13 protein-coding genes are annotated in these 13,476 nt (G+C 65.2%); 2 read left to right on the forward strand and 11 right to left on the reverse strand.

The window, feature by feature from the left end; genetic code table 11:
* Positions 1 to 9 precede the first annotated feature (9 nt).
* The 8 genes from ACXR2T_RS02030 to ACXR2T_RS02065 are packed head-to-tail and all read right to left on the reverse strand — an operon-like array spanning position 10 to position 8,126.
* Complete coding sequence (locus tag ACXR2T_RS02030) at positions 10 to 1,188, reverse strand: lipid-transfer protein (protein WP_458815200.1); 1,179 nt, start codon at positions 1,186 to 1,188, stop codon at positions 10 to 12.
* On the reverse strand, positions 1,185 to 1,688 hold the full coding sequence (locus ACXR2T_RS02035; RefSeq protein WP_458838295.1) for a hotdog family protein: 504 nt from the start codon (positions 1,686 to 1,688) through the stop codon (positions 1,185 to 1,187). Before ACXR2T_RS02035 ends, ACXR2T_RS02030 begins: the two co-directional genes overlap by 4 nt.
* Positions 1,685 to 2,137 carry a Zn-ribbon domain-containing OB-fold protein gene (locus tag ACXR2T_RS02040; protein WP_458815204.1) on the reverse strand — a complete coding sequence of 151 codons (453 nt, stop codon included), beginning with the start codon at positions 2,135 to 2,137 and terminating at the stop codon, positions 1,685 to 1,687. The genes ACXR2T_RS02035 and ACXR2T_RS02040 overlap by 4 nt, the downstream gene beginning before the upstream one ends.
* Positions 2,134 to 2,655, reverse strand: a complete 522-nt coding sequence (locus tag ACXR2T_RS02045; RefSeq protein ID WP_458838294.1) for an FAS1-like dehydratase domain-containing protein — start codon at positions 2,653 to 2,655, stop codon at positions 2,134 to 2,136. The genes ACXR2T_RS02040 and ACXR2T_RS02045 overlap by 4 nt, the downstream gene beginning before the upstream one ends.
* Positions 2,652 to 4,334, reverse strand: a complete 1,683-nt coding sequence (locus ACXR2T_RS02050) for an AMP-binding protein (RefSeq protein ID WP_458838293.1) — start codon at positions 4,332 to 4,334, stop codon at positions 2,652 to 2,654. Before ACXR2T_RS02050 ends, ACXR2T_RS02045 begins: the two co-directional genes overlap by 4 nt.
* Positions 4,331 to 5,821, reverse strand: a complete 1,491-nt coding sequence (locus tag ACXR2T_RS02055) for an MFS transporter (RefSeq protein WP_458815210.1) — start codon at positions 5,819 to 5,821, stop codon at positions 4,331 to 4,333. The genes ACXR2T_RS02050 and ACXR2T_RS02055 overlap by 4 nt, the downstream gene beginning before the upstream one ends.
* A complete protein-coding gene (locus ACXR2T_RS02060) occupies positions 5,818 to 6,948 on the reverse strand; it encodes an acyl-CoA dehydrogenase family protein (RefSeq protein ID WP_458815212.1) in 1,131 nt (376 codons plus the stop codon). The genes ACXR2T_RS02055 and ACXR2T_RS02060 overlap by 4 nt, the downstream gene beginning before the upstream one ends.
* Positions 6,945 to 8,126, reverse strand: a complete 1,182-nt coding sequence (locus tag ACXR2T_RS02065) for an acyl-CoA dehydrogenase family protein (RefSeq protein ID WP_458815214.1) — start codon at positions 8,124 to 8,126, stop codon at positions 6,945 to 6,947. Before ACXR2T_RS02065 ends, ACXR2T_RS02060 begins: the two co-directional genes overlap by 4 nt.
* Before the next feature lie 140 nt (positions 8,127 to 8,266).
* Here ACXR2T_RS02065 and ACXR2T_RS02070 point away from each other — a divergent pair, with 140 nt between their 5' ends.
* The gene (locus ACXR2T_RS02070) at positions 8,267 to 8,650 is read left to right on the forward strand and encodes a DUF488 domain-containing protein (RefSeq protein WP_458838292.1); all 384 of its coding nucleotides are present in this window, start codon (positions 8,267 to 8,269) and stop codon (positions 8,648 to 8,650) included.
* 15 nt (positions 8,651 to 8,665) lie between these two features.
* On the opposite strand, the gene pdxR is transcribed toward ACXR2T_RS02070, so the two are convergent.
* The gene (gene pdxR, locus ACXR2T_RS02075) at positions 8,666 to 10,117 is read right to left on the reverse strand and encodes a MocR-like pyridoxine biosynthesis transcription factor PdxR (protein WP_458838291.1); all 1,452 of its coding nucleotides are present in this window, start codon (positions 10,115 to 10,117) and stop codon (positions 8,666 to 8,668) included.
* A 53-nt stretch (positions 10,118 to 10,170) separates the two neighbouring features.
* Between pdxR and pdxS the strand changes: the two genes are divergently transcribed.
* Complete coding sequence (pdxS, locus tag ACXR2T_RS02080; protein WP_458838290.1) at positions 10,171 to 11,088, forward strand: pyridoxal 5'-phosphate synthase lyase subunit PdxS; 918 nt, start codon at positions 10,171 to 10,173, stop codon at positions 11,086 to 11,088.
* 107 nt (positions 11,089 to 11,195) lie between these two features.
* On the opposite strand, the gene ACXR2T_RS02085 is transcribed toward pdxS, so the two are convergent.
* A complete protein-coding gene (locus tag ACXR2T_RS02085) occupies positions 11,196 to 11,987 on the reverse strand; it encodes a DNA-methyltransferase (protein ID WP_458815380.1) in 792 nt (263 codons plus the stop codon).
* A 211-nt stretch (positions 11,988 to 12,198) separates the two neighbouring features.
* On the reverse strand, positions 12,199 to 13,431 hold the full coding sequence (locus ACXR2T_RS02090; protein ID WP_458838289.1) for an enoyl-CoA hydratase/isomerase family protein: 1,233 nt from the start codon (positions 13,429 to 13,431) through the stop codon (positions 12,199 to 12,201).
* Between the last annotated feature and the right edge of the window lie 45 nt (positions 13,432 to 13,476).

A 13,476-nucleotide genomic window follows, 5' to 3' on the forward strand; every position in this document is an offset into this window, starting at 1 on the left:
GGTGCTCTCTTAATCTTCGGCGCCCAAGATAAGCGCACTCGTGGGCACGCCTGTGCCAGCCGTCACGAGCACGTTTTGGGCGTTATTGACCTGGTTAATGGCGGTGCCGCGAACCTGGCGTACGCCCTCGGCGATGCCATTCATCCCGTGAATGTACGCCTCGCCCAGTTGCCCACCGTGCGTGTTGATCGGCAGCGATCCACCAAGCTCGATGTTACCGTTCTTAATGAACTCCTTCGCCTCGCCCCGCTCGCAAAAACCAAACTCCTCAAGCTGGGCGAGCACGAACGGCGTGAAGTGGTCGTAGAGCACCGCCATGTCAATGTCGTGGGTCTTGAGCCCGGTGCGCTCCCACAGCCGATCGGCGACATTACCCATTTCAGGCAGCGCACGGTTACCGTCTTTGCGGTAGAAGCTGGTCATCGAGTGCTGGTCGTACGCTACGCCCTGCGTGGCCGCACGCACGACAACCGAGTCACCGGCGAGATCGCGTGCGCGCTCGCGCGTTGTCACGATGAACGCCTGCCCGCCATCAGACTCCTGGCAGCAGTCGAGCAGGTGCAACGGCTCAGCGATCCACCGCGAAGCCTGGTGCTCCTCGAGCGTGATCGGCCGCTCATAGAACCACGCTTTGGGGTTGGTAGCGGCGTGCTTGCGCGACGCCACCGCTACGCGGCCGAAGTCTTCACTCGTGGCGCCCGAAACGTGGGCGTAGCGCTGTGCGAACATCGCGACCCACGACGCCGGTGTCATCAGCCCGTGCGGCAAGTACCAGGCGTAGTTCGCGGCTCGCGCGTCGACACCCCAGCCGTCAACGCTCATAGCCTGACCGAATCGGTTACCCGATCGCTCGTTGAAAGCGCGGTAGCACAGCACAGTCGTTGCCTGCCCTGTCGCCACCGCCATAGCGGCGTGGGCGATGGTGCCGGCCGCCGCGCCGCCGCCAAAGTCGACGAGGCTAAAGAAGTCGAGCTTTTCGCACCCCAGTCCGCGCGCAATATCGATGGCGGGTGAAGTGTCCATTGAATAGGTCACCATGCCGTCGATCGATTTAGGGTCTACACCCGCATCCTTGCAGGCGGCGAGACTCGCTTCGAGCGCGAGCTGCAGCTCTGACCGGCCCGACTCTTTAGAAAACTCGGTGGCACCAATGCCGACGATGGCGGCCTGGTCGGTAATGAAGTTCACTGCTGCTCCTGTGCGGTCGTGTCGTTGAAGTCGTTGAATTCGAGTGAGACGGTGCCCGTGACATGGGAGCCGATGGAGTTTGTGCCCGTCACGGCGACGGTTACCCGCTCGCCCTCGCTCTCGGTCACCTCACCCTTGAGCGTCATCACGTCACCGGGAAAGTTGGTGGCGCCGAGACGAATATTGATGCGGGTGATGCGCGCGTTCGGCCCCGCCCATTCCCCCACAAACCTGTTCACGAGCGCGTTTGTGGTGAGAATGTTCATGAAAATGTCTTTCGCCCCCGCGGCGAGCGCGACCGTTTGGTCGTGGTGCACGAGCGAGAAGTCACGCGTTGCGATCGCGCCCGCCGCGACCAGAGTCGCGGTGATGGGCACCTCGAGCGGTGCAATCTGGGTACCTACCGCGCGCACTGCGGTGCGGGGCGGGGTGATTGTCTGAGTCGGGGTGATTGTCTGAGTCGGGGTGATTGTCTGAGTCGGGGTGATTGTCTGAGTCACAGTGCCTCCTCCTGCTGTGGTGAAGCGTGTGCGAAGGCGAGCGCCGGTACGAGCGCACGAGCGACCGGGAGCACGAGGCCCTCGTCCATGCGCTCGGGGGTGATTTCGACGGGCATGCCGATTTCGACGTCTTCTTTGGCGATGTCTTCGAGGTTCATGACCACGCGCGGCCCCTCGTCGAGCTCGATCACGGCCACGATGTAGCCCGGTTCAAACGGTGGCACGACCGGGTGGTGGAGCACAACAAAGCTGAAGACTGTGCCCCTACCTGACATGTGCTCGGGGTGCCATTCGAGGCTGTGACACGTGGGGCACATTGGTACGGGTGGGTGGCGCAGTTCGTGGCAGCCATCACACTGTTGAATCGCGAGGTTTCCGTCTTCGAGCGCCTCGAAGTAGAAGTCGTTGTCGCGGTTGCGGGGCGGGCGGGGCCGCAGTGCCTGTGTCATGAGTTGCTCCTTTTGCTGGGGTCGTACCAAAGTGTGCGAAAGCGCATCGTGCCGACGCGTTCGCCAGCCTGGTCGGTGTAGGTGGTGAGAGTGGTCAAGAAGTAGCCTTCGCCAAGCCCGGTCTGTTTGGGCCCGGTGAGCGTTTCGACGCGTTCTGCCGCGGTTAGGACGTCACCCGGGTAGAGCGGGCGGTCGTACTCTTGGTCACAGTTGACGGCGACCACTTTGGGGTAGCCTGCCTTCGCCATTTCGGCGTAGGCTGCGTCGACGTCACTGTCGAGTTTGGGGTCGGACGGGTTCGTCATGTTCCATACCTGCAACGATGATGCTGGCGCGATCACGTCGGGGTGCCCTGCGGCGCGGGCGGCTTCGGGGTCGAGGTAGAGCAGGTTAGTGTCGCCCATCACGTCGGCCAGGTGGTGAATCATCGGTCTGTTGATTGGGTCACGCGCGACGGTGACGCGTTCGTGTTGACGGTCGATGATCGCGGCGATGGTCGCTGTGGGGTCGGCGCTCATGCTGTCTCCTTTACTTGGCCCACCGGCATCAGATGTGCGCGGAGGTTGTCGGTGAATCGTTGTGCAATCTCGTCACGAGTGCTGGCGTCGAGCGGCTCGTAGCTAATGCTGGCGGTGGGCCGGTAATACACCTGGCCTGCCACGTCCCACCCTTCGGCGCGCAACACCGGTTTGTTGACCTTGCCTGTGGCTGTTACGGGGGCATCGGCGACGATGCGCAGGTATCGCGGCGCCCACTTGGTGCCAAGGTCTGGTTGCTGTGTCAGGAACTCACTAAATCGTGCGGGATCAAAACCGTCGGGGTCGTTGATTTGCAGTGTTGCCATCACCTGATCGCCCGTGCGCTCATCTGGCACGGGGTAAACGATTGCGACGGCGACACCGTCGTAGCGTTCGAGGATGCGTTCGACGGGGGCGGCGGAGAAGTTTTCACTGTCGACGCGCAGCCTGTCGCTGCCTCGGCCCGCGAAGTAGAAGAACCCGGCCGCGTCGCGGTACCCGAGGTCTCCCGTGAAGAACACGTCGCCACGAATGCGCTCGGCGGTCGCTTGGGGGTGCTTGTAGTAGCCCTCAAACGAGGCCGCGCCCTTGAGGTTTACCAGTTCGCCTACGGCTTCATCGGAGTTTATGATGCGGCCGAGCTCGTCGAAGTGGGCGGGCGGGCATTCCTCGAGGGTGTCTGGGTTGACCACGGCCGCGGCGAGTCCCTCGGGGGGCAGCCCCAGCGAGCCGGGGGGCGTGTCTTCGGTGCGGCGGATCGTGAGGCCGCCCTCGCTCGCGCCGTATGACTCTGAGGGCCACACCCCAAAGCGGCGGTGAAACTCGCGCCGGTCGATGTCGCTCGCTTCGGTGCCGAAGCAGCTCTTGATGCGGGTGACCTTCTCGCAACCGTGCTCGGGCTGGGCGAGCACGTACGAGAGTGCGCGGCCCACGTAGTTGAAGTACGTCACCCCGTGTTGGAGGAGGTCGGGTACAAACCTCGACGCCGAGAACTTGCGTGCGAGCACAAAGGTTGCGCCAGCATTGAGCGCGGGCGCCCAGCACGCGAACACGGCATTGCCGTGAAATAGCGGCATGGAGTTGTAAGCGACGTCTTCGCGCTGAATGTCCATGTGAGCAAGCACCACGATGTCTGCCATACGGCCTGTCGAGCAGATCACGGCCTTCGGGTCGCCCGTCGAGCCCGAGGTGAACAGCAGTAGCAGTGTCGTCGCGCGGTCGCCCGCAGCGGCAATTTCGGGTCGGGTCGCCGGGTACTGGGCTGCGAGCTGGGCATAGGGTGCTTCGTCGATGAGCAGCACCCGACTCGGGTCGATTCCGCTCTCGACACCGTCGAGCTGTTCGAGCAGCGCGCGCGTCGTAACGAGAATCTGCACGTCGGCCTGGTCAATGGCGCGGGCAAGCTGTTCACCACGATGGGTGAGGTTGATACCCACCACGGTCGCGGCGGCGTATGCTGCCGCTCCGATCATGAACAGGTACTCGGGGTCGTTTTCGAGCATCACGCCAACGTGAAAGGGCTGTGCTTCGTCGCGAAGCCCGAGCAACATGTTGGCGCGGTTGCGGCAGTTATCGACGACCTCGCCCCAGCTCCACGTCTGATCTTCGAAGATCAGCCCGGGGTGGGTGTCGCCTGCACGGCGGTCGAGGGTGTCGCGGGTGGTCAAATTGCCAATCATGAATTTTCCTTAACCAGGACTCCGGTGTCCTGCTGCTGGGTGGTTACTGACGGGGCGGGGATGCGCGCGACGATGAAGATCGTCAAGACGCAGGTGAGCGCACAAGCGCCCGCAACGAGGTAGAGCCCCGTTGTTGAGGTGAAGGTCGTGCCGCCCACAACGACGGGAGCGGTGACCAGAAATACGGTGACGACCGATGCCGCGACGGCCTGGAACGTGGTGCGCAGCACGACGCCCATTCCCGTAGCGGTCGAGGTATCTGAGGCGCCTACGCACTCAACGAGCACGGTCGGCATGCCCGAGTACAAAAAGCCTGTGCCCAGCACGCCCACGACGAGGCCGGGGAAGGCGACCCAGAAGGTGGCGGGTGCGATGCACACGATGCCGAGCCCCACGATGGTGAGTATCGCCCCGATCATGAGGGCCATACGTGCGCCGGCCTTGGCGCTCACTTTGCCGATGAGCGGAGCCGTGGCGAACGATGCGGCGGCGGTCACGCACGCCAGCACGCCGGCCATGGTGGCGCTCATACCGAGTCCCACTGGCAGGTCAATCATGGTGCCGTCGGGCCCGGGGATGCTGTTCGGCGTGCGGTAGAGCGTGATACTCAAAATGTTCGTCATGCCGATGGGTCCCACCGCGATGAGGGCGGTGGCGGCCATGCCGAGCGAGAACTTTTTGTTCTTGAACAGGTTAAGGTCGAGCATTGGTTCGGGTACTCGGCGTTCCCAGAAGAACCAGCCGATGAGCGCGAGCAGCGCGCCTGCGAGTGGAAGCGCCACCTGCGGGTCGCCCCAGCCCAGATCTTTCGCCTTGGTAAACCCGAAGAGCGCCGCCGCGATGCCGCCACCAAACAGGATGCCTCCGAGCCAGTCAATCTTCTGCGCTCCCGAGAGAGTGCTCACAGGGTCGGCATTGATCATCAACCGCACGAGCACGATCGTGACGCCCGCGAGAATCACGGCCGACCAGAAGATCCACGGCCACGTTGCGAAGTCAAGCATCACGCCGCCTACGAGCGACCCACCCGCACCCGCAATCAGCGCCGAGGTGCTCACTACGGCCACACCCAGGGCGACTTTGCCCTGGGGGAAGCTGGCACGCACGATACCGATGCACAGCGGCAGCACGGCCCCGCTCACACCCTGGAGGGCACGCCCCGCAATTAGCACACCGAATGTGGGGGCCATCGCGCTGATCGCCGAGCCGACGAGTGAGATTGCCAGCACCAGCAGCAGAATGTTGCGCCGCCCAAACTGGTCTCCCAAGCGCCCCACGAAGCTCGTCGCGAGTGCCGCACAGAGCGAGTAAGAGGTCACGATCCACGACAGCGCGGCTAGGTCTTTGGTAAAGAACTCCCCCGGGGTGTAGAGCAGCTGCAGCGCCATCGTCGTTTCAAACGCTGCAACAACCTCGGCGATGACAAGCACGAACAGCGTGGCGGGCACGCCGTACTTCAGCGCATTCTTTGTCGTTGAGAGGCTCATGAGCATGCCCCTGCGACAACGACCGCGCCAAGTTCTTCACGCAGCTGCTCTGCCGAACCCCACAAAATATCGAGTTCACGCGCCCACAGGAAAAACCGGTGAATGTGGTTGTCGAGGTCTGCGCCCATGCCGCCGTGTAGGTGCTGCGTCGCGTGCACCACCCGAAACCCGGCGTCCTTGGCCCACCATGCTGCGCTCAGAACCGCTTCGCTCACCTCGCGTGCGTCCTGCCCGTGGTCAAGCTGCCACGCTGCGTCGTACACGCTCAGTGCGATCGCTTCGGTGTCAATCGACGCATCGGCCGCGCGCAGCGCGACGCCCTGGTTTGTAGAGAGCGGCCTGCCAAACTGTTCACGCTCTGACGTGTAGGCGGCGGTGCGGCGTACGGCTTCGTGGCACACACCCACCTGCAGTGCGCCGAGTGCTACGAGCAGGCGCTCACGCACCCAGTTCGCGCTGTCAGTGTCGCGGCCCACGAGTTCGCCCTCATCGACCGACACTCCCGTGAGCTGCACCGTGGCGTGCTGCTGATTACTCATACCGTCCCACGCCTCGGCGCTGACCCCTGCGCGGTCGGCGGGAATCACGGCGACGTGCCGCCGTTCTTCGGCCGTAAACACGACTAGGTAGTGGGTTGCGGCAGGCGCGAGATATGCGAGCTGCACCGTGCCGGTGAGCACGAAGCTCTCGCCGACGCTACTGGCGGTGACACCATCGAGGTACTCGGGCATGAGGGCGCTTACACGTGCCGCGCCTGAGGTAATGGCGGTGAGCACGTCTGCCGGGCCGCCGAGCGTGGCGATCGCGAGGGCGGTGACAGCCGTCGTGGCGAGGGGGATGCGGCCGAGGTGTGCCCCCTGTTCGCGCAGCATCAGGCTGAGCCCACCCATACCGAGTTCCGCGCCGCCCGCTGATTCTGGCAGCAGTGCCTCGATCAGGCCGCTCTGCACGATTTCTTTCCAGAGCCGCTCATCGTAGGTGTCCACGGCTTCTTCGCCGGCTACCACCCTGTCGTCAGAGCTGAGTTCTTGAAAGACCCCCTGGGCCGCTTCAACGATTCCTTCTTGATCTTCGGATAGACGAAACTGCATGCACGGCGCCGTTGCCGTACCAGTTGTCATGTTCATCGTGCACTCCTTGCCATGCCTAGACGTGTCCAGGCGACGATTTCTCGTTGAATCTCGGCGACTCCGCCGCCGAATGTGTTGATTTGCGCTGATAGGTTCATCAGCGCGAGCCGGCCAGTATCGTGTGCCCAGGGCGCCCCCGTCACTCGCATGCCGCGCGCTCCGACGATCTGCAGCAGTTGCCGGTAGACGTCGACCACCGTTTCAGTCGCAAACACCTTCGCTGCTGAGGCGTCGCCCGGGTGCACTTCGGCGTTTGCCGTCGACTCGACGAGCCGCCAGTTCATCAGTCGCATTGCTCGCAATCGCGCGGTGGCTTCGGCGAGCAGCGTGCGCACCCATCCCTGGTCGACGAGCCGCTCCCCTGTCGTAAGTTCTTGGCCGCAAGCCCACGAGCGCACTTCATCTAGCAGCCCCTCGCAGATACCCGAGTACGCGGCGAGCCCCACACGCTCATGGTTGAGCTGGGTGGTGATCATGCGCCACCCATTGTTTTCTTCGCCCACAAGGTTGGTTACGGGCACGCGCACGTCGTCGTAGTAGGTGGCCGTCGTGGTCACGCCGCCCAGGGCCTTGATCGGTGTAGCCGAGAAGCCCGGGTCGCTCGTGGGCACGAGGATGAGCGATATGCCGCGGTGCTTTGGCGCGTCCGGATCAGTGCGTGCCGCGAGCCAAATCCAGTCGGCCCCGTCTCCGCCCGAGGTGAAGACCTTTGAACCGTTAATGACGTAGTCATCGCCGTCACGCACCGCACGTGTGCTGAGCGATGCGAGGTCTGTGCCAGAGGAGGGCTCGGTATACCCGATAGAGACGACGAGCTCGCCCGCTAGAATCTTCGGCAGAAAATAGGCTTTCTGCTCGGGTGTGCCGTGGTCCATGAGGGTGGGGCCCACAGTGGTGAGCGTGATCATGGGAATCGGCGCTTCTGCCCGGTACGCCTCATCGAAGAAGATGAACTGCGCCGCGGGGCCACGGTCTTGCCCCCCGTACTCGGCGGGCCACCCTATACCCAACCAACCATCGGAGCCGATCTGCCTGCGCACGCGATCGTGTGCGGGGCCGCCTCGTTCACCCTCGGCCCGCAGCTGGGCCCGAATTTCTGGAGTGAGGAGATTCGCGAAGTAGCGCCGTAGCTCTTCGCGTAGCTCTCTCATCTCCTCAGATACCTGAAGATACATGAGTTCCTTGCCTAGTGTCGTCGTTGACAGCAGCTCCTGGAGGGAGCGTGATCAGACTATCTACCTGCCGACCGGTAGGCAAGTGTTTCGGAAAAGTTTACGCACTGGCGCATTGCCCACTTCAGGAGCACACTGGAATCATGGACGTCAAGATCAAGCGCGTGTACGACGCTCCCAGCAAGAGCGATGGTTATCGAGTGCTCATCGACAGGCTCTGGCCGCGCGGACTCAGCAAAGAGCATGCCCGCGTCGATCTGTGGGACAAAGAGGTTGCACCTACCCCAACGCTTCGGCGCGAGTGGCACGGTGACCCCAACGCGCACACCCCCGCACGCTTCGCCGCGTTTGCAAGCGACTACCGCAGAGAGCTCGCGAGCGGGCCAGCCTCAGATGCGCTCGATGAGCTCGTCACACTCGCACAGGAGCACGAATCGTTGACGCTCGTGTACGGCGCAAAAGACGAGCACGTAAACCACGCGGTCGTACTACTCGAAGCACTCACCGAGCGCGCGAAGTCTCACTAGGAGCACACAACACGCTCATGCCCTGAGCGCGGCACGCAGCCGCGTGAGCGCCCAGTCAAACTCTTCATCGTCGGGCCCGCCCATGCCAATCACGAGCCCCGCAGACCCCGCGGCACTGCCCGTCTCCCAATAGCTGCTCAGACCCACCGCCCCCAACCCTTCGGCACGGGTGTGAGCGAGCACGCGGCGCTCTCGCTCAACGCTCGCGGGCAAGAGCTCAATGACGGCGTGCAGTCCGCCACTCATGGGCCGCACGCGCCACCCGGCGTGCCCCGCGAGTCGCTCCGACAGCAGGTCACGCCGGCGCGCATACCGCCTGCGCATCCGCGCAATGTGTCGCCGCAGTTCGCCTTCTGCCAGATACCCCGCGAGCGCCGCCTGCACCACCGCCGAGACCGGGCCGCCCAGGTCGTGCCGCACCGGTTCGATGAGTCGCCTCAGCCCCGCTGGCGCCAGCAAGAACCCCGCCGCCAAGGCGGGCGACAGCGTCTTCGAGAAGGTGCCCAGCAGCACGACTGAACCACTCTCGGGGTCGTCCAGCGCCGCGAGTGTGGGCAAGGGGCTACCCACGTGCCGCAGTTCAGAGTCGTAATCGTCTTCAACGATCACCACCCCCGTGCGGTTCGCCCATTCGAGCAGCTCTCGCCGCCTGGCAAGCGGCAGCGAGCCGCCCAGCGGATACTGGTGGCTCGGCGTGACAATCACCGCGTCGAGCACCCCAGCGGGCAGCGCCCCTGTCACGAGCCCATCGGCGTCCACCGGCAGCGCAACGATGCGCGCACCGTGCCGGGCCGCCACCTGCCGCAGCGACGGGTAGCCCGGGTCTTCGACCCCCACGACAAGCGCCCGCCCGCGCGTCGTGCCGAGCGCGGTGAGCAGCAACGAGAGCCCGTCGCGCGCCCCCGCCGTCACAATCACGTCGGCGGCGCCCCGCCGGGTGCCACGCATCTGTCGCAGGTGATCGGCGATCTCCTCGCGCAGCCGCGGGTCGCCCAGCTCGGGTGCGGCCAGCTGCGCGAGCGTCGCCGCGTGCCGCCACGCCGATCGCCACGCGGGCCGATCTACGGCGTCGGCGAGCGGTGTGCCCGGCGCGAGCGGCCCCGCGACCTGGGCCGCTTCGGGTCTCGCTTGATCCGGATCAGGGCCCTGCGACGCCGTGCGCGCACGGTCGAGCCGCGGGTGCACGACCGTGCCGCGCCCGTGGCCGGCGAGCAGGTATCCCTCGGCGACCAACTGCTCGTATGCGGCCACGATCACGCCGCGCGCCACCCCCACGCGGGCTGCAAGGTCACGCGTCGAGGGCAACGGTTCGCCGGGGCGCAGCGTGTCGCGATCGATCGCGTCGCGCAGGGCCGCCGCGACCTGCGCGGGCAACGTCACGCTGCCGCCGCGCTCCAGTGTGATCGGAAACTCGCCCGCCATGCCCATTGCAACTCCCCCAAAATCAGAAACCACTGGTCCATTCACATTACAACTTTTTGGATCTTGAAGTAAACCATGAGGTGCGAAAAGCTCGATGCATGAGCAACAACACACGAACCAATATTCCCTCCACTGGCACGACCGAGTCGGCCGCAGCGGGCCTCGCCCTCGCACACGCCCTGGGCGGCGGCGTCATCATGGACGTCGTCACCCCCGACCAGGCCCGCATCGCAGCCGATGCTGGCGCCATCGCCGTCATGGCGCTCGAGCGGGTGCCCGCCGACATTCGCGCACAGGGCGGCGTGGCCCGCATGAGCGACCCCGACCTCATCGAGGGCATTCGCGCCGCCGTGCAGATTCCGGTGATGGCGAAGGCTCGCATCGGCCACTTCGTCGAAGCGCAGGTGCTCGAGGCGCTCGGCGTCGACTTCATCGACGAGTCCGAGGTACTCTCACCCGCTGACTACACGCACCACATCGATAAGCGTCAGTTCAAGACGCCGTTCGTGTGCGGTGCCACCAACCTGGGCGAAGCGCTACGGCGCATCGCCGAGGGGGCCGCCATGATTCGTTCGAAGGGTGAAGCCGGCACGGGCGACGTGTCAGAGGCCACCAAGCATCTGCGCACGATTCGCGGTGAGATCGCACAGCTGGTCGCAAAGGACGCCGACGAGCTGCCGCTCGCAGCGAAGGAACTGCAGGCACCGCTCGACCTCGTCGAGCGGGTGGCCCGCGAGGGGCGCCTCCCCGTACCGCTGTTTACCGCGGGCGGTGTGGCGACCCCTGCAGACGCAGCGATGATGATGCAGCTGGGCGCCGATGGCGTGTTTGTGGGCTCGGGTATTTTCAAGTCGGGCAGCCCCGCCAAACGCGCCGCCGCGGTCGTGCGCGCCACCGCCGATTTCACGAACCCCAGCACCATCGCCGACGCGTCGCGCGGCCTCGGCGAGGCGATGGTCGGCATTAACGTTTCAGACCTGCCGGCCCCGCACCGCCTCGCCGAGCGCGGCTGGTAACTGCAGCGCCACGCTGGCAGCTGAAATATGCGCGACAAGTTCCGTCTTAGACACCCTCTAAGACGGAACTTGTCGCGCATATTCTTGACGAGCAGCGCCGCGCTCGACTACTTCACGATGAAGTGCATCTCGGGGTCGGTGAAGCGTCGCAGCATGACCTTCGCCGCCTCGGGGTTATCGTCCATCAACACGAACCGGCGATGCAGTTCCTCGGCCGCCGCCCCCGTAGTACCGCTGCCCGCAAACGGGTCAAGTACCCAATCCCCCGGGCGGCTGGACGCCTGAATGATGCGGCGCATAATGCCCACCGGCTTCTGCGTCGGGTACCCCGTGCGCTCCTTGCCCGTGGGCGAGACGATCGTGTGCCACCACACGTCAGTCGGCAACTTACCGAGCGCCGCCTTCTCGGGCGTCACAAGCCCCGGCGCCATGTAGGGCTCGCGGTCGACCGCTTCGGCGTTAAAGAAATAGCGATCCGGATCTTTGGCATAGACCAGAATGTTGTCGTGCTTCGTGGGCCAGCGCTTCTTGGTGCGGCCACCGTAGTCGTATGCCCAGATGATTTCGTTGATGAAGCACTCGGGGCCAAACATGGCGTCGAGAATCACCTTGGCGTAGTGCACCTCGCGATAGTCGAGGTGCAGGTAGAGCGTGCCGTCTTGCGCGAGCAAGCGCCAGGCCTCCTCGATGCGCGGCTCGAGAAAGTTCCAGTAGTCGCGAAACCGGTCGTCAAACGAGATGGTGCGCTCACGGGTCACCGCGTACCCCTGGCCGCGAAAGCCGAGCCGGCCGCCGTCTTCGACGTCAGCGCGCACGCCGCGCACCCGCTCGGTGTGCCGCTCACGCCCGGTATTAAACGGCGGATCCAGATAGATCAGCTGAAACGACTCCGAGGGCATCGACCTCAAAATTGGCAGGTTGTCGCCCGCGTATACCTGGTTTGGCCCCAAAGAATCCCAGCGATCAGTCACCCGTCAATCGTAGTGGGCTCGGGCTGGGCACAAGGCCCACGGCGTGCGGCGTGCGGCGTGCGGCGTGCGGCGTGCGGCATGCGGCATGCGGCATGCGGCGTGCGGCGTGCGGCATGCCGACTGCAGAGCGCGAGCGGCGCTACAGCGCGAGCGGCGATTCGCCGGGCTGCAGGCGCGTATCAAGGATGCGCGCGAGCTCGGCGTCGTCAAGCTGTTCAATCGTGGCCGGCCACCACGCGGGGTTTCGGTCTTTGTCGATCACCTGCGCGCGCACTCCCTCGGCAAAGTCGGGGCGGGGCGCGACTCTGCCGAGCACCCGCAGGTCGTCGACCAGCACTTCTGAGAGCGAGAAGTCGAACGCCCGGGTGCGCGCGATCTGCGCGAGCGTCACTGCCACCGACGTGGGGCACATCTCCCGAATCTGACGGGCTGCCTCGCCCGCCGCCTTCGCGCGATGGGTATCTGCCGGTGTTGATCCGGTCAGTTCGACCGCGTCGCCCTGCGCCGCGACTGGCTCTGCCGCGGCCGCCTCGTCGAGCGCCGCGAGCAGGCGCAGCGCGGCCTCGCGAGGCTCGGCAAATGTTGCGCGCCAGTCGTCACCGAGCGCCTCTTGCGCGAGCGGGCCCCACCAGACCCCGGTCGCGAGAAGCGGCGCCTCGGCCACCCGGTCTCGCGCCCCGGTGCCGGCAATCCCAGCGTCGGCAAATTTTGCGCACGCTGCCGCCGGATCCTCGCCTGCGGCGAGCGCCTCGCGCAGTGCATCGAGCGAAGCAGCCGGCACGAGGAGGTCGGCGAAGCCGAGCGCGATGGCGTCGAGCGGCCCCATTTCGGCGGCGGTAACAGCGAGGTATTCGCCGAGCAGGTGGGGCGCGTGGGCGAGGAGGCGATGGCCGCCGACGTCGGGGGCGATTCCGATGCGCGCCTCAGGCATGGCGAGCCGTGACCGCTCGGTGACGATGCGGTGGTGGGCGTGGCCGGTGAGCCCGATGCCGCCGCCCATCGTAATACCGTCCATGAACCCGACGACGGGCACGCGGGAGGTGGCAATGGCGTAGTCGACGCGGTACTCGAGGGCAAGAATCTCGTGGCCGTCTGGGCCAGAGAGTTGTTTGATGTCGCCGCCGCCGCAGAAGCCGCGGTCACCGGCGCCGTCAAGCACGATGGCCTGTGAGCCGTCTTGCTGGGCCGCATCGATGCCGTCACGGATCAGTTCAAACATGTCGCGGGTGAGGGCGTTGAGCGCGCGCGGCCTGTTGAGTGTGATGCGCGTGATGGCGCCCTCGCGGCGCACGAGCACAAGTGGCGCGGCGGGCTGTGTGGGAGTGATGTGTGAGGTGGGCTGCGTCGTGGGCTGCGTCGTTGCGTTGCTCATGTCAGCACCGTAGCAGGCACCAGTGACAGCGCCTCGAGTGACGAA

The sequence above is a fragment of the Leucobacter faecis genome, assembly GCF_054456635.2.